Source organism: Streptomyces sp. NPDC056883, assembly GCF_042788835.1.
Taxonomy (GTDB): domain Bacteria; phylum Actinomycetota; class Actinomycetes; order Streptomycetales; family Streptomycetaceae; genus Streptomyces; species Streptomyces stoeckheimensis.
The window spans coordinates 47,764-63,040 of sequence record NZ_JBHUBS010000028.1 but is presented as its reverse complement, the minus strand read 5'-3'; the positions used below and the strand labels follow the sequence as shown (position 1 = coordinate 63,040).

Sequence of the window (15,277 nt, the reverse complement as noted above, 5' to 3'; positions counted from 1 at the left end):
GTGGCAGGTATGTCCTCACTCAGGGTCCGCGCCCTGGTTCGACGTGTCCGGCGGCGAGAGTTCCTGGCTTCCGGCCGCACCCCGGCCGGAGGGCCGAGCGCGCCGGTGACAGTGGCGGGACCGCGCCGGATTCGCACCGGACTTCCTCTCCATGCCGCCGTAATGGCTCGGGCAGTCCACCACGCAGCGCGAAGGCCCGTCAACTCGCCGTTGACCTGCGGCGGGGTGGCGGGGTGAAGCGGCTCCGGGCATGCGAAAGCTCCCTCCGGGACGAACCCGGAGGGAGCCTTCGTACGGGGCGTGGTGTCCGTCGCCTAGGCGACGATCAGGTAGATCCCGTAGGCCACGGCCGCCGCGCAGAGCGCGAAGCAGGCGTACGCACCGCTGCGGGCCAGGGTGGCGGCGCCGCCCTGTTCGGTGGCGGCCTCGTGCTTGGAGAGCCCCATCAGGCCCAGGGTGAACAGGGTCACCAGGACGACGGTGGCGGAGAGGCTGACCCCGAAGACGGAGCCGAGTGCTTCCCAGTCGATCTTCATACCGCTGAATCCTCTGTCGTTCTCGGGGTCAGACGGCCGCGGCCGGAGCCGCGGGAGTCGTCGTCGCGGCCGGGATGGTGGCCTTCAGTTCCTCGTCCGTCACCGCGGCGGTGCTGCCGGCGACAGCTGCGGTCGGCGGGACGCTGACGGCCGCGATGGCCGTGGTGACCACGCCCGGCTCCTGGGCGTCGGCCGCGGCGACCTCGTTGACGTTGGTGTGGTCGACGACCTGGCGGCGCGAGATCAGCCAGATGGCGACGCAGGAGCCGATCAGGAAGACCGTGACGGCGCCGACGCCGATGTCCCCGGTGCGCATGACCAGCTCGGCACCGGCGGCCACCAGGGCCGCGGCCGGGAGGGTCAGGCCCCAGGCGATGAACATGCGGGAGGCGGTGGACCAGCGGACCACGCCGCCCTTGCGTCCCAGACCCGAACCCATGACGGCGCCGGAGCACGCGTGGGTGGTGGAGAGGGAGAAGCCGAGGGAGGAGGAGGCCAGGATGACGCTGGCGGCCGAGGTCTGGGCGGCGAAGCCCTGCTGCGGCTGCAGGTCGGTCAGGCCGCTGCCCATGGTGCGGATGATGCGCCAGCCGCCCAGGTAGGTGCCCATCGCGATGGCCAGGCCGGCGGAGACGATGACCCAGACCGGCGGGTTGGAGCCGGGGGCGATGGCACCGCCGGCGACGAGCGCCAGGGTGATGATGCCCATCGTCTTCTGCGCGTCGTTGGTGCCGTGAGCCAGCGAGACGAGACCGGCGGAGGCGATCTGGCCGGCGCGGTAGCCCTTGGCCGAGGTCTTCTCGCCCATGCCCTTGCCGACCTTGTACGTGACCTTCGTGGCCAGGTACGCGGCGAAGCCGGCGACCAGCGGCGCGGCGATCGCGGGGATCAGCACCTTGGTGACGACGACGCTGCCGTTGACCGCGCCCATGCCGGCGGAGGCCACGGCCGCACCGATCAGGCCGCCCATCAGGGCGTGCGAGGAGCTGGAGGGCAGGCCGACCAGCCAGGTGACGAGGTTCCAGAGGATCGCGCCGACCAAGGCGGCGAAGATGACCTCCGGCTGGATGCCTTCCTCGTTGACCAGTCCCTTGGAGATCGTCTTGGCGACCTCCACGGACATGAAAGCGCCGACGAGGTTGAGCACGGCGGACATGGCCACCGCGGTCTTGGGCTTGAGGGCGCCGGTCGAGATGGTGGTGGCCATCGCGTTGGCCGTGTCGTGAAAACCGTTCGTGAAATCGAACACGAGAGCGGTGATGATCACGATCCCGAGGAGAAGCGTTATGTGCTCCATTTACCCAGGCTTCTGTTTGACGTCAGTGGTTCGTGGACCGTAGGCAACCTGGATGAACGGAAGGTGAACTGCCAGGGTTCATGTGGTGTATCGACACGGCACCCGATCGGGACCTTCGTCCCGGGAGGGGCGTTGATATGTCGATTAATGCATGTCACGGCGGGGTGTCCGCACATTTCGGGGAGGGACTTCCGGTAGCCGCTCCCGATCGCCCGGGCCCCCCGAAGAGACCTAGATCACCTCCCGTTCCACCCCTCCCGGCCTCCGGGTGGAACGATTCCCTCCGGTGGCCCGCCGCCCCGTCCGCCTCGACACTGGAGCGGTGCGTACCGCTACCGCGACGGCAGCCGCCGTCACCACGACCCTGCTCGGCGCCGGCGCGGCCGCCGTCACCGCCGTCACGGCCGCCGCGCTCGCCGGCCGGTACGCCGCCGACGCGGCCCTGCGGACCGAGCCCGGCCGCCCGCTCCCGGGGAGCCCCCGCCTCACCGTCCACTCCACCGCGGCCGGCCGGGTCGAGCTGACCCGTTCGCTGGCCTCCCTGCGCCCCGGCACCTACGGGCTCACCGCCCCCGGAGTGCACGCCGTGGTCGGGTCCGTCCTCCCCGACGCCCCGCACGGCCCCGACACGGTGGTGCGCCGGCTCGTCGCCGTCACCCACGGCAGCCTCGACCCCGGAACCCGCGTCACCCTCACCCCCCAGGTCCACCTGGGCAACCCCGGTACCGCCCTCGGGCTGGACCACGCCGACGTGGACGTCCCCGGCGAGCTCGGCGCACTGCCCGCCTGGTTCGTGCCCGGGGCCCGCGACACCTGGGTGATCACCGTCCACGGGCTCGGGGCCACCCGCGAGCACCCGATGGTGGTCATGCCCTTCCTCCACCGCAACAAGCTCCCCGTCCTGGACCTCGGGTACCGGGGCGACCTCGGCGCCCCCGAGTCCCCGGACGGCCTCGGCCACCTCGGCGAGTCCGAATGGCGCGATCTCGACGCCGCCATCCGCTACGCCCTGCGCTACGGCGCCCGCCGCGTGGTCCTGCACGGCTGGTCGACCGGCGCCACCATGGCCCTGCACGCCGTGGAGCGCTCGGCGCTGGCCGACCGGATCTCCGGGCTGGTCCTCGACTCGCCCGTACTGGACTGGCACGCCACCCTGCGCGCCCTCGCCGCCGCGCGCCGCACCCCGGCCCCCCTGCTCCCGTTCGCCGTCAAGGCGGCCGAGGGCCGTGCGGGCCTGCGCGCCGACCGGCGGGCTCCGGGGTCGGATCCGGCGGCGCTGAAGGTCCCCGTCCTGATCTTCCACGGCCCCGACGACGCACTCGCCCCCTGGGAGCCCTCCCGCAGGCTCGCCGCGGCCCGCCCCGACCTCGTCACCCTGCACTCCGTTTCCGACGCGGCCCACGGAGCCATGTGGAACGCGGACCCGGCCCCCTATGAAGAGGCGCTGCGCCGCTTCCTGACCCCTCTCATGTGAAGCGCCGGGTGACGGACCGTCGGGCGAGCTGTCCGAAGAGTGCGGGGCGGACGGGACAGGGAGGGTGGATTGTCCCGTTATGACCCCTGAGGGTCTTGTGGCAATGGCTGGTTCCGTTTGGGCTTTCGGCCAGTGACGGGCGAGACTGCTCACGTGACGTCCCGAAAGCCTGATGAGCAGTTGGCTCGCGACTCCAGACTCCGACTCGTCGCCCCGCGGTCCGTGGCCACGGCCCGCAAGGCGGTGACCGACCGGCGCACCCGGACCGCCCCGCGGCCTCCGGCGGGTACTCCCGCCACGGCCGACCTCGCGAACAGGGCCCGCGCCTCCCTCGCCGACGCGGTGCGGCTCGCCCGCTGGGCCGAGCTCCACCTCGGTGGCGCGGACGGTGCCGGGCCCGCCCCTGCGGGCGCCCTGACCGCCGCCGACACCGAACGCGCCGCCGCCCAGCTGAGCCTGACACCGGGCCAGATCCGCGTCGGCTGGGACCGCGCCCGGCTCGCCGGCCTCATCGAGATGCACGGCGGGCACGCCCGTCCGGGCTGGCGCCTGCGCGCCTGGGACCGCGACGACACCGCCGTCCTGCGCGGCTGGGTCGCGCTCTTCGACGCGTGGTCACTGGTGCACCCGGCCCCCGCCGACATCGCCCCCGCGGTCGTCGCCGAAGTGGTCGAGGCCATGCCCCAACTCCTCTCCCTGCTCCAGCTCTCCGCCGGTCCCGTGACCGTCCCCGATCTGCTGGACCTGCTCCGGCAGCGCGTCGAGGAACTGCGCGACGAGCGGTGCGAGGTCCCCTACGAGTCCACCGCGCAGGCGGAGTCCCCGTCCGCGGGCCCGACGGGCTCCGCGCCGACGGACGCCGCGCCGGCCGATCCCGCACGGACCGACTCCGCGCCGTCCGATCCCGCACCCGCCGCGCCGCCCGTCCCGCTCGCCCGGCTGCTGCGCTGGGCGCTCGGCGGGCTCGCCGCCGTGGACGCCGTCACCCTCGGCCCCGCCCGGGCCTCCCTCACCCCGCTCGGGAGCTGGGCCGTGTGGGTCAAGCTGGAGCAGATCTGCGTCGCCGCGCAGAGCCCGGCCGGGAACATCGAGCAGTCCGCCGCCGCCATGCTCCACGGCTGCGCACGGCTCACCCCGGGCCCGGCCCGCGCCGAGTACCAGGCCTGGCTGGCCGCCCGGCCCGTCGGCCACGCGGTCTCCGAGCTCCTGCTCGCGGCCCGCGGCGAGGACGCCCTGCTGCGCGGGCTCGCCTTCGAGGCCCTGCGCGTGGTCGGAGCCCCCGCCGAGCCGGAGGTGCGCAAGGCCACCCGCGAGGCCGCGCTGCGCCCCTACGCCCTGCTCTGGCTCGCCGAGCACGACGGGGTCGACCCCGACGAGGCGCAGGACGTGCTCACCGCCGAGGAGCAGACCTGGCTCTGGGTGGACACCGCGGCCGCCATCGCCGACCACGGCGAGGCCGAGCTGCTCGCACGCCACCTGGACTCGGCGGTACGGACCACGGTTCCGCGGCTGCTGGACGAGGTCCGCGCGGTCGGGCACCCCCGCACCGTGCAGGTGCTGGTCGCGCTCGCCGCCGCCCATCCCGATCCCGCCCTGGCCAAGGCGGTGCGCCGGGCCGCCTTCCAGGTGCACACCGGCGGCGCCTAGGCCGTCCAGCGCCCCGTACGGGCGCCGTACGCGCCGCCGGGACTTCGGTCAGACCTGCGGCGCGTACGTCCCGAAGCTCCACACGTTGCCCTCGGCGTCGCGGGCCATGTAGTCCCGCGAGCCGTAGTCCTGGTCGGTCGGCTCCATCAGGATCTCCACGCCGTGCTCGGCGGCCCGGCGGTGGTGCGCGTCCACGTCGTCGACCAGTACGTAGACCCCGGTCGGGCCGGCCGACTCCATCGCCTTGTCGAAGGCGCTGCCGGTGCCCTTGCTGCCGAGCATCAGCATGCCGTTCCCGTAGGACAGCTCGGCGTGCGCCACCGCGCCGTCCTCACCCTCGTACGCCGCGACCTGGGTGAAACCGAAGGCTTCCGTGAGCAGTTGGATGGCGGCCTTGGCATCGGTGTACAGCAGGGTCGGACAGATGGACGGAACGCCTGCCATGACGATCACTCCCTCTCGTGCCGTGGATGGATGGTGATCCACGTCACAGCATGACAGGCACCGCCGACACTCAGCGGAAGGTGTTGCACTGGGCCATGTCGCCCGTGCGGTAGCCCTGGTAGAACCACTGCTGACGCTGCTCGGCCGAGCCGTGCGTCCAGGACTCCGGGGACACCCGGCCCTGGAACTTCTCCTGGATCCGGTCGTCGCCGACCGCGGCCGCCGCGTCCAGGCCGTCCCGGATGTCCTGGTCGGTGAGGCTCGTGATCAGGGGCTTGCCCGTGGACTCGTCCGGGGTCTTCGTCGCGTTGTGGGCCCAGACGCCGGCGTAGCAGTCGGCCTGCAGCTCGACCCGTACCGCGTTGCTGTTCGCACCCTGCCGGCCGTCCTGGGCCTTCTGCAGGGTGCCGGTCAGGTTCTGGATGTGGTGGCCGTACTCGTGGGCCACCACGTACGCCTGGGCGAACGGGCCGCCGCTCGCGCCGAACTTGGTGCGCAGCTCGTTGAAGAAGCCCAGGTCCAGATAGACCTGCCGGTCACCGGGGCAGTAGAACGGGCCGACCGCCGAGGTGGCCGCCCCGCAGGCGGTGCCCACCTTGCCGGTGAAGAACACCGTCTGCGCCGGGGTGTACTGGGCGCCGCGCCTGGCGAACTCCTGCTTCCAGAAGTCCTGGGTGCTGTTGATCACCGCCACCAGCCGGCAGTCCTCCTTGGAGTTCGCGTCCGCGCCGGTCTTGCAGCTCTGCTGCACCTGGGCGGCGGAGGAGGAGGTCGCCGCGGGCTCGGGACTTCCGTCGGACAGGCCCAGCTGCTCCGGGCCCACCCCGAACAGCAGACCCATGATCAGCGCGATGAGCCCGATGATGCCGCCGCCGACCGTGGCCTTCCCGCCCGGGATGCGGCTGCCGCGTACGTCCTTGACCTCGGAAGTGTCCAGATTGGCGTTGTCGTCGAACTGCATCCCGCACCGCCCTCCATTCCTACCAAGGGGGGTACGTGTACGCCCCTGCGGCGAGTATCAACCCGTTCATCCTCATACGCCCCGCGGCCCGGAGGCGTGTTCCCTGGGCCGAACGGGGGACGCGGCGGTGCGGGCGCTGCGGGTCCCGGGAGGGGCGGGCGGGCCCGAAAGTAGTTGCGCACCCCCGGTAGAATGACTCCCATGGCAAATCTCCTCGCGGATTAGCGGCGTCGAAGCATCGCGTCCTGCCCCCCTTCCGCCGTCCCGACCCGCCCTGGAGTATTTCCGTGATCACCGCCACCGGCATCGAGCTGCGCGCCGGCGCCCGCATCCTCATCGAGAACGCCTCCTTCCGCGTCGCCAAGGGCGACCGCATCGGCCTCGTCGGCCGCAACGGAGCCGGCAAGACCACCCTCACCAAGTGCCTCGCGGGCGAGGGCACGCCGGCCGGCGGCAGCATCGCCCGCTCGGGCGAGGTCGGCTACCTCCCGCAGGACCCGCGCACCGGCGACCTCGACGTGCTGGCCAGCGACCGGATCCTGTCCGCGCGCGGCCTGGACGTGCTGCTCAAGAAGATGCGGATGAACGAGGAGCGCATCTCCTCCGGCTCCGGCGCCACCCGCGAGAAGGCGCTGCGCCAGTACGAGCGCCAGGAGACCGAGTTCCTCACCAAGGGCGGGTACGCCGCCGAGTCCGAGGCCGCGACCATCTCCGCCGCCCTCGGCCTGCCCGACCGGGTCCTCGGCCAGCCGCTGCACACCCTCTCCGGTGGTCAGCGCCGCCGCGTGGAGCTCGCCCGCATCCTGTTCTCGGACGCCGACACCCTCCTCCTCGACGAGCCGACCAACCACCTCGACGCCGACTCGATCGTGTGGCTGCGCGACTACCTGAAGACCTACCGCGGTGGCTTCATCGTGATCTCCCACGACGTGGACCTGGTCGAGACGGTCGTCAACAAGGTGTTCTACCTGGACGCCAACCGCGCCCAGATCGACGTCTACAACATGGGCTGGAAGCTCTACCAGCAGCAGCGCGAGGCCGACGAGAAGCGCCGCAAGCGCGAGCGCCAGAACGCCGAGAAGAAGGCCGCGGCGCTGAACTCGCAGGCCGACAAGATGCGCGCCAAGGCCACGAAGACGGTCGCCGCCCAGAACATGGCCAAGCGCGCCGACCGCCTGCTGGCCGGCCTCGACGCCGTCCGCGTCTCCGACAAGGTCGCCAAGCTGCGCTTCCCGGACCCGGCGCCCTGCGGCAAGACCCCGCTGACCGCCGAGGGCCTGTCGAAGTCCTACGGCTCGCTGGAGATCTTCACCGACGTCGACCTGGCCATCGACAAGGGCTCCCGCGTGGTCATCCTCGGCCTCAACGGCGCGGGCAAGACCACGCTGCTGCGCCTGCTGTCGGGCACCGAGAAGCCCGACACCGGCACGGTCGTCCCCGGCCACGGCCTCAAGCTCGGCTACTACGCCCAGGAGCACGAGACCCTGGACCCGGAGCGCTCGGTGCTGGAGAACATGCGCTCCTCGGCGCCCGACCTGGACCTGGTCTCCGTACGCAAGACGCTGGGCTCGTTCCTCTTCTCCGGCGACGACGTGGACAAGCCCGCGGGCGTCCTGTCCGGCGGCGAGAAGACCCGCCTGGCCCTGGCGACGCTGGTCGTCTCCTCGGCCAACGTGCTGCTGCTCGACGAGCCCACCAACAACCTCGACCCGGCCAGCCGCGAGGAGATCCTGGGCGCCCTGCGCACGTACAAGGGCGCCGTCATCCTCGTCACCCACGACGAGGGCGCGGTCGAGGCGCTGGAGCCGGAGCGGATCATCCTGCTCCCGGACGGCGTCGAGGACCTCTGGGGTCCGGACTACCGGGACCTGGTGGCGCTCGCCTGAGGCGCTTCCGCTTCCGTGATCCTTCGCTTATGGATCATTCGGCTCAGGCGTGATCCATCATCTGAGTGAGACGGTCTCATACCGCTCCGTGCTCGACGAAGGCCCCGGCCGCATCTCCCAGGATGTGCGGCCGGGGCCTTCCGTTTGTGCGCTCCGGCCCCTGACCTGGTGATTCACACCGGGGGAGCGGAAATGTGACGGAGGTCATGCAGCGGAAGAGAAGATTCCGTTCTGCTCGTGTGTCCACGGCCGAAGAAATGCCGCCGTACCGACCTTGCTGAATGGGTGGCCAGGAAGCCGGGGAGGGGTGATCATGAGAAGTCCAGAGCGCACTTCCCATGAGGAGGCACGGGTGGCCGAAACTCTGAAGAAGGGCAGCCGGGTAACCGGCGCCGCGCGCGACAAGCTCGCGGCAGACCTGAAGAAGCAGTACGACTCCGGTGCGAGTATCCGGGCGCTGGCCGAATCGACTGGCCGGTCCTACGGATTCGTCCATCGGATGCTCAGCGAGTCCGGAGTCACGCTGCGTGGTCGCGGAGGCGCGACGCGCGGCAAGAAGGCGGCTACGGCCTGACCATTTGGTTCCCCTTGGTTCCAACGGTTTTCCGTATTCAGCTTCACGGTTCCAGTTCCACCGTCCTTCGGTGACCCCCGGTCGGCTCCATGGCCGGCTGGGTGGTTACTGTGCAGTCACTTAGGCCGAGATCGCGGCCGAACGACGGCACAACACCGGAGGCACACAGATGGCTCTGCTCGACAAGGACGGCGTACGGCTCACCGTCGACGACACGGTCGCCACGGTGACACTGACCAATCCGGCCAAACGAAACGCTCAATCCCCCGCGCTCTGGCGGGCGTTGACGGAGGCTGGAAGGTCGTTGCCGGGCACCGTCCGGGTCGTCGTGCTGCGCGGCGAAGGGCAGTCCTTCTCCGCAGGGCTCGACCGGCAGGCGTTCACCCCCGAAGGCTTCGAGGGCGAGCCGTCCTTCCTTGACCTGGCGCGCGGTTCGGAGGAACTGCTCGACTCCACCATCGCCGAGTACCAGGAGGCGTTCACCTGGTGGCGGCGCAACGACATCATCTCCGTCGCCGCCGTTCAGGGGCACGCGATCGGTGCCGGTTTCCAGCTTGCCCTCGCGTGCGATCTGCGCGTCGTCGCGGACGACGTGCAGTTCGCCATGCGCGAGACCGGGCTGGGCCTGGTGCCCGACCTCGGCGGCACCCAGCCGCTGACCTCGACGGTCGGCTATGCCCGCGCGCTCGAAATCTGCGCGACGGGACGCTTCGTCCACGCCGAGGAGGCCGAACGGATCGGCCTCGCGAACCTGGTCGTCCCCGCGGGTGAGCTCGACGCGGCCGTCCAGGACCTCACCACCGCGCTGCTGGCTCCGCCGCGGGATGCGGTGGTCGAGACGAAGGCGCTGCTGCGCGGCGCGACGACCCGGGCGTACGACGACCAGCGGGTCGCGGAGCGTGCGGCCCAGGCCCGCCGCCTGCGGGACCTGGCGGGCCTCTCCGACTAGCCGCGCCGCCGCGGCACGGGGACCAGCCCCCGGACCCCCGCTCCTCAAACGCCGGAGGGGCTGGATTTTGGCCGGCCCCGGGGTTTGGCCTTTTCAGCCGTCCGGCGTTTGAGGACCGGGGTCTGGGGCGGAGCCCCAGGGCGGGTCCGGGCAGCGCCCGGGGAACGGGCGAAGGGCGGGTAGGGGACTTCGCCCCGCAGGGTCGCCACCCGGGCGGTCGCGTCGGGGCGGGCAGCGGAAGCGGTCCCGACTTACCGTGGTCGGGAGCCCACCGTGCGAAGGGATCCGCCATGACCGAATCCGCCCCGGGCGGCGGCAGCACCGCCAAACCCCCCGCCGACCGCGGCCGCACGAGCATCGCCGACGGCGTGGTCGAGAAGATCGCCGGTCTGGCCGCCCGCGAGGTGCCCGGCGTCCACGCCATGGGCAGCGGCAGCGGCCTCTCCCGTACCTTCGGAGCCGTCCGCGACCGCGTCCCCGGCGGGGCCAAGTCCACCGTCAGCCGGGGCGTGAAGGCGGAGGTCGGCGAGGTGCAGACCGCCCTCGACCTGGAGATCGTCGTGGATTACGGCGTGTCGATCAGGGACGTGGCCCGGGCCGTCCGTGAGAACGTCGTCTCGGCGGTGGAGCGGATGACCGGCCTCGAGGTCGTCGAGGTCAACATCGCGGTCAGCGACGTCAAACTGCCGGACGAGGACGACGAGGAGCCGGAGTCCCGACTGCAGTAGAGGAGCCCGCATGAGCATGGCGGTCGTCGGCCTGGTGGCCGGCATGGCACTGGGGTTCGCCGGGTACTTCGGCGGGTTCGGGGCCTTCCTGCTGGTGGCCGCCCTCGGCGCCATCGGCTTCGTCGTGGGCCGGTTCCTCGACGGGGACCTGGAACCCGGGGACTTCTTCCGCCCCAGGGGCCGCCCCGGCGACCGGGACCGGGAGCGTAACCGGAGCCGCGACCACGACCGAGACCGGGACCGATGAGCACCCCCCGCCCCACCCCGCCCCGGGTGCCCGCCGCCGAGCGGGGCGCCACCCGGATCGCCGACCGGGTCGTCGCGAAGATCGCCGCCCGGGCCGCCCGCGAGGCCCTGACCCGGCCCGCTCCGGACGCGGCCCCGCCGCACGCCACCGTCACCGTGCACCACGACATCGCCCGCGTACGGGTGGTCCTGGAGCTCCCCTACCCCTCCGACCTCGCCGCCCAGTGCGCGGCCGTGCGCCGCAGCGTCGCCCGGCGCGTGGAGGAGTACGCGGAGATGGCCGTACCCGAGGTGGACGTCGACATCGAGCACCTGCGCCCCGCCCGGCCCGCCGCCGGACGAGACCGGCGGGTCCGGTGAGCGCCCGGTTCCAGTCGCCCCGGCGGCTGCCGGCCGCCGTGGGGGCGTTCGCCGTCCTCGGCGTGGCGGGGCTGTTCCTGTACGACCTGGCCGCCGTACGGGCGCACCACCCGGGCATGCGCTGGCGCGACGAGCTCTCCCGCGCACTGGAGCGGCACACCCCGGCCGACCCCGGCGTGCTGCTCGGCGGCGGGATCCTGGCCGCGGCCGGGGCAGCACTGCTGCTGTACGCCCTCACCCCGGGCCTGCGCGGAATCCTCCCCATGGCCTCCGGCCACCCGGAGGTCCGGGGCGGACTGGAACGCAAGGCCGCCGCGCAGGTGCTGCGCGACCGGGTCATGGAGGTGTCCGGGGTGCGCTCGGTGCGGGTCAGGGTGGGCCGGTCCCGCATCGGGGTCCGGGCCGTGTCCCACTTCCGCGAACTGGACGACGTACGGGCCGATCTGGACGCGGTGCTGGCCGTCGGCGTCGACGAGCTGGGCCTGGCCCGCGAGGTACGGCCGAGGGTACGGGTGAACCGGCGGTGACCCTCGGGACGGTGAACCGGGTCCTGCTCGGGCTGCTCGGGCTGGTCCTGCTGGCGGCGGGGGTATCGGTGCTGAGCGCGTCCGGGCCGTTCGAAGGCCGCGACGAACCCCTGCTGGCCCCGCACGGTCCGGGCCGGCCGGTGCCCTGGTGGGCGGTGCTCGCCGCGCTCGGGGTGTGCGTCCTGCTGGCGCTGTGGTGGCTGCTGTCCCAACTGCGGCGGCCCCGGCTCGCGGCGGTGCTCGTGGACACCGGGGACGGGGCCTTCGCCGTGCTGCGCGGGCGGGCGCTGGAGGAGGCCGTCGAGGCCGATGTCCAGGAGGCCGTGGAGGGCGTGGCGCGGTGCCGGGTCACCCTGTGCGGGCGGCGCGGGGCCCCGGCCCTGCGGGTCGCCCTGGAACTGGAGCCGCACGCGGTGCCGGCCGACGCACTGGCGGCCCTCGCCGGACCGGTGCTGGGCCGGGCCCGCACCTCGGCGGCGCTCCCGGCCCTCCCGGCGGAGGCCCGCCTCCACGTCACCCCGCGCCGGGCGCGGCGGGTGACGTGAGGCGGAGCCGGGGCGGACGGCTCAGAAGCCGTGCCGGGAGCCGCCGTCCACCGGGAGCATGACGCCGGTCAGGTAGGAGGCCGCCGGGGACAGCAGGAACGCCGCCGAGCGGCCGAACTCCTCCGGGGTGCCGTATCGCCGCAGCGGGATCCCCGCCTCGTTGCGGGTGCGCGCGAGGTCCGCGTCCCCGGACAGGGCGTCGAGCTCGCGGACCCGGTCGGTGTCGATGCGGGCGGGCAGCAGGCCGACCACCCGGATGCCGCGCGGGCCCAGCTCCACGGAGAGGGACTTCGCGAAGCCGGCCAGGCCGGGGCGCAGTCCGTTGGAGATGGTGAGGCCCGGGATCGGCTCGTGCACGGAGCCCGACAGGACGAAGCCGATGACCCCGCCGTCGGAGAGCTCGGCGGCCGCCGCCCGCGCGAGGCGGACCGCGCCGAGGAAGACCGACTCGAAGGCCGCCGCCCACTGCTCGTCGGTGTTGTCCGCCGCCGAACCGGGCGCCGGGCCACCGACGCTGATGAGGATGCCGTCGAGGCGGCCGAAGTGTTCCCGGGCCGCGGCGACGAGCCGCGCGGCGGCCCCGGGGTCGGAGTTGTCGGCTGCCACGCCGACCGCGTTCGGGCCCAGCGCCTTGGCCGCGGCCTCGGCGCGGGCGGCGTCCCGGCCGGTGAGCACCACCTTCGCGCCGTCGGCGGTGAGTTCGCGGGCGGATGCGTAGCCGAGGCCCCTGGTGGCGCCGGTGACTACGTAGACACGGTCCTTCAGTCCAAGATCCATGCCCGACACGCTACGCGGTCGCCACCGGCTCCCGCTCGGAAGCGGCGGTCCCGGCGGCTGCCGCCGCCTCGCGGTCGCGCTTCTCGCGCCGTACGAGCACGATCCAGCCCACCGGCACCGCGAAGGTGAACAGCCACCACTGGATGGCGTACGCCATGTGCGGCCCGATCGAGTCGTGGTCGGGCTCGGCGACCACCTCGGGCTTGCCGTCGGCCGGGACCGGGGAGGTGAGTTCCAGGTAGCCGCCGAGGACGGGCTTGCCCAGGTACTGCGCCTGCTGTGCGCTGTTGATCAGCATCACCTGGCGGTCCGGCAGGCCCTTGCGGTCCTTGATGCCGCTGCCGCCGCTGGTCTCGTCGGCCTTCAGCCGCCCGGTGACCGTGACCTCGCCGGTGGGCGCGGCCGGCACCGGCGGGTAGGCGCGCGGGTCGTCGCCGCCCTGCACCCAGCCCCGGTTGACCAGGACCACCCGGCCGTCGGAGAGGACCAGCGGGGTCAGGACGTGGAAGCCGACCTTGTCGTCGTTGTCGGTGCGCATCCGCACGACGACCTCGTGCGCGGAGTCGTACGTACCGGTGGCGGTCACGGCACGCCAGTAGTCGGCGCGCGGGACCACGTGGCCGGGGGAGGTGACCTCGGTCATGGGGACCGGCTTCGCCCGCAGGTTCGCGTCGATCAGCTGGTTCTGCGCGACACGGTGCTCATGCCGGTGGAACTGCCAGAACCCCAGCTTGATCATCGCGGGGATCAGGGCGAGGCCGATGAGGGTGAGGCACACCCACTGCCGGGTCAGCACAAAGCGGTACACGCCCACGACGGTACCCCCAGCGGCGAGGACCCCGGCGGCCGGGTGGCCGTCCGGGGTCGTGGCGGAGGGAGGGGAGGAGCTGGGGGAGAGGAGGGGAGGAGGGGGAACTCGGGGAGGACGGGACGGGAATCAGACGCGGTCGGTGATGCCCACCTTCCCCTCCGCGCGGGCGCAGTGCCCTCCGCAGAACCACTGTCCTTCGACCTCGACGCCCTGCCCGATGATCTGGACCCGGCAGTGCTCGCAGATGGGCGCCATGCGGTGAATGGCGCAGGAGAAGCAGTCGAAGACGTGCACAGCACCCTGTGCGTGTACTTCGAAGGACATGCCGTAATCGTTCCCGCAGACTTCGCAACGTGCCATGCGCGGCATGCTGCGCAGGGCGGACCGCCGGAACAAGATCCACCGGGGTGAGTCGCCGAGCGTGCACCCGGCCGGCCCAACGTCCGGCCTGACGTCCGGCCCAAGGTCCGGCCCGAGGGCAGCCCGACGTCCGCCCCCCCGGCCCTCCCCGGGGTCAGTCCTGCGCCGGCGCCACGTCGCGCAGCAGCTGGGTGAAGGCCGCCTCGTCGACGACGGGGGTTCCGAAGGACTTCGCCTTCACCGTCTTGGAGGTCGAGGAGTCCGGGTCGTTCGTCACGAGCAGGCTCGTGAGCCGGGACAGGCTCGTCGCGACGTGCAGGCCGGCTTCCACGGCGCGGTCCTCCAGCAGCTCCCGGTCCACCGAGGTGTCGCCGGAGAACGCGATCCGCATGCCCTGCTTGAGCGGGGTGCCGTCCGCCCACCGCCCCGGGTTCGGGTACGGGCACGGCGGCCGCTTGCGCGAGGGCCGCCAGCTCGAGCTCGCACCGTACGAGGCCTGGTACCCGACGCGCGGGGCGGCGGGGGTGTCCGACCACTCCGTCAGCGGCCGGCATTCCAGCAGGGGGAGCCGTACGTTGTCCCGTGCGGCCGCGTGCAGGGACGGACGGAACGCCTCCGCGAGGACCCGGGCGTCGTCGAGCGCGTGGTGGGCGCGCTGCTGGACCACGCCGAAGTGCGCGGCGAGCGACTCCAGCTTGTGGTTGGGCAGCGGGAGGTTCAGTTCCTTCGACAGGGCGATGGTGCACAGCCGCTGGCGCACCGGCGCGGTGGCCTCGGCCCGCGCGTACTCGCGGGCGATCATCTGCCAGTCGAAGATCGCGTTGTGCGCGACCAGGACCCGGTCGGCGAGCCGGTCCGCGAACTCCCCGGCGATGTCCTTGAAGAGCGGCGCGTCCTGGAGCATGTCGCTGGTCAGACCGTGGATCCACACGGGCCCGGGGTCCCGGAGCGGGTTGACCAGCGTGTACCAGTGGTCCTCGACGTTGCCCTGAGCGTCGAGCCGGTAGACGGCGGCGGAGATTATCCGGTCGTCGCGAGCGAGCCCGGTGGTCTCCACGTCGACGACCGCGTACCCCTGTGGGTACGCGGTCGGCCACATCGTCTCTGCGGTCGTACGGTCGGCGAGCATGGTCACAGAGGATATCGGCCCGCGCC

General features: G+C 72.6%; 18 protein-coding genes and 1 riboswitch. Of the genes, 10 read left to right on the top strand and 8 right to left on the bottom strand.

The window, feature by feature from the left end:
• Positions 1 to 57: 57 nt before the first annotated feature.
• Positions 58 to 149, bottom strand: a riboswitch (cobalamin riboswitch).
• Positions 150 to 314: 165 nt separating this feature from the next.
• Positions 315 to 536: a hypothetical protein gene (locus ACFRU2_RS39030; RefSeq protein WP_243338472.1), complete on the bottom strand. Its 222-nt coding sequence runs from the start codon at positions 534 to 536 to the stop codon at positions 315 to 317.
• A 28-nt stretch (positions 537 to 564) separates the two neighbouring features.
• Entirely contained in the window at positions 565 to 1,833 is a 1,269-nt protein-coding gene (locus ACFRU2_RS39025; protein ID WP_382981056.1) for an anion permease, read from the bottom strand.
• Between the two features lie 322 nt (positions 1,834 to 2,155).
• On the opposite strand from ACFRU2_RS39025, the gene ACFRU2_RS39020 reads away from it, so the two are divergent.
• Both ACFRU2_RS39020 and ACFRU2_RS39015 read left to right on the top strand, forming a co-directional pair.
• Positions 2,156 to 3,307 (top strand): alpha/beta hydrolase family protein, encoded by a 1,152-nt coding sequence (locus ACFRU2_RS39020; protein ID WP_382981055.1) that lies wholly within the window; start codon positions 2,156 to 2,158, stop codon positions 3,305 to 3,307.
• A gap of 153 nt (positions 3,308 to 3,460) precedes the next feature.
• Positions 3,461 to 4,954, top strand: a complete 1,494-nt coding sequence (locus ACFRU2_RS39015) for a hypothetical protein (protein WP_382981054.1) — start codon at positions 3,461 to 3,463, stop codon at positions 4,952 to 4,954.
• A gap of 48 nt (positions 4,955 to 5,002) precedes the next feature.
• Here the strand turns inward: ACFRU2_RS39015 and ACFRU2_RS39010 are convergent, their stop codons facing one another.
• Both ACFRU2_RS39010 and ACFRU2_RS39005 read right to left on the bottom strand, forming a co-directional pair.
• Entirely contained in the window at positions 5,003 to 5,398 is a 396-nt protein-coding gene (locus tag ACFRU2_RS39010) for a VOC family protein (protein ID WP_382981053.1), read from the bottom strand.
• Between the two features lie 70 nt (positions 5,399 to 5,468).
• Positions 5,469 to 6,359, bottom strand: a complete 891-nt coding sequence (locus ACFRU2_RS39005; protein ID WP_382981052.1) for a neutral zinc metallopeptidase — start codon at positions 6,357 to 6,359, stop codon at positions 5,469 to 5,471.
• Positions 6,360 to 6,646: 287 nt separating this feature from the next.
• Between ACFRU2_RS39005 and ACFRU2_RS39000 the strand changes: the two genes are divergently transcribed.
• The 8 genes from ACFRU2_RS39000 to ACFRU2_RS38965 all read left to right on the top strand — a co-directional run bounded on the left by ACFRU2_RS39000 (position 6,647) and on the right by ACFRU2_RS38965 (position 12,174).
• Complete coding sequence (locus ACFRU2_RS39000) at positions 6,647 to 8,245, top strand: ABC-F family ATP-binding cassette domain-containing protein (RefSeq protein ID WP_250742257.1); 1,599 nt, start codon at positions 6,647 to 6,649, stop codon at positions 8,243 to 8,245.
• Between the two features lie 352 nt (positions 8,246 to 8,597).
• Positions 8,598 to 8,819, top strand: a complete 222-nt coding sequence (locus ACFRU2_RS38995) for a helix-turn-helix domain-containing protein (RefSeq protein WP_204357858.1) — start codon at positions 8,598 to 8,600, stop codon at positions 8,817 to 8,819.
• Positions 8,820 to 8,988: 169 nt separating this feature from the next.
• On the top strand, positions 8,989 to 9,768 hold the full coding sequence (locus ACFRU2_RS38990) for an enoyl-CoA hydratase/isomerase family protein (RefSeq protein ID WP_382981051.1): 780 nt from the start codon (positions 8,989 to 8,991) through the stop codon (positions 9,766 to 9,768).
• 290 nt (positions 9,769 to 10,058) lie between these two features.
• Positions 10,059 to 10,496, top strand: coding sequence for an Asp23/Gls24 family envelope stress response protein (locus tag ACFRU2_RS38985; RefSeq protein ID WP_382981050.1), 438 nt, complete (start codon positions 10,059 to 10,061; stop codon positions 10,494 to 10,496).
• A 10-nt stretch (positions 10,497 to 10,506) separates the two neighbouring features.
• Positions 10,507 to 10,743, top strand: a complete 237-nt coding sequence (locus ACFRU2_RS38980) for a hypothetical protein (RefSeq protein ID WP_382981049.1) — start codon at positions 10,507 to 10,509, stop codon at positions 10,741 to 10,743.
• The gene (locus tag ACFRU2_RS38975) at positions 10,740 to 11,102 is read left to right on the top strand and encodes a hypothetical protein (protein ID WP_250742253.1); all 363 of its coding nucleotides are present in this window, start codon (positions 10,740 to 10,742) and stop codon (positions 11,100 to 11,102) included. The genes ACFRU2_RS38980 and ACFRU2_RS38975 overlap by 4 nt, the downstream gene beginning before the upstream one ends.
• Complete coding sequence (locus ACFRU2_RS38970; RefSeq protein WP_382981048.1) at positions 11,099 to 11,629, top strand: DUF6286 domain-containing protein; 531 nt, start codon at positions 11,099 to 11,101, stop codon at positions 11,627 to 11,629. Before ACFRU2_RS38975 ends, ACFRU2_RS38970 begins: the two co-directional genes overlap by 4 nt.
• A complete protein-coding gene (locus ACFRU2_RS38965; protein ID WP_382981047.1) occupies positions 11,626 to 12,174 on the top strand; it encodes an alkaline shock response membrane anchor protein AmaP in 549 nt (182 codons plus the stop codon). Before ACFRU2_RS38970 ends, ACFRU2_RS38965 begins: the two co-directional genes overlap by 4 nt.
• Before the next feature lie 21 nt (positions 12,175 to 12,195).
• On the opposite strand, the gene ACFRU2_RS38960 is transcribed toward ACFRU2_RS38965, so the two are convergent.
• From ACFRU2_RS38960 to ACFRU2_RS38945, 4 genes are all read right to left on the bottom strand, one after another.
• Positions 12,196 to 12,951, bottom strand: a complete 756-nt coding sequence (locus tag ACFRU2_RS38960) for an SDR family oxidoreductase (RefSeq protein WP_382981046.1) — start codon at positions 12,949 to 12,951, stop codon at positions 12,196 to 12,198.
• A gap of 10 nt (positions 12,952 to 12,961) precedes the next feature.
• Positions 12,962 to 13,759: an SURF1 family protein gene (locus ACFRU2_RS38955; protein ID WP_382981045.1), complete on the bottom strand. Its 798-nt coding sequence runs from the start codon at positions 13,757 to 13,759 to the stop codon at positions 12,962 to 12,964.
• Positions 13,760 to 13,888: 129 nt separating this feature from the next.
• Positions 13,889 to 14,122 (bottom strand): hypothetical protein, encoded by a 234-nt coding sequence (locus ACFRU2_RS38950; RefSeq protein WP_112453882.1) that lies wholly within the window; start codon positions 14,120 to 14,122, stop codon positions 13,889 to 13,891.
• A gap of 154 nt (positions 14,123 to 14,276) precedes the next feature.
• Entirely contained in the window at positions 14,277 to 15,257 is a 981-nt protein-coding gene (locus tag ACFRU2_RS38945) for a DEDDh family exonuclease (protein ID WP_382981044.1), read from the bottom strand.
• Between the last annotated feature and the right edge of the window lie 20 nt (positions 15,258 to 15,277).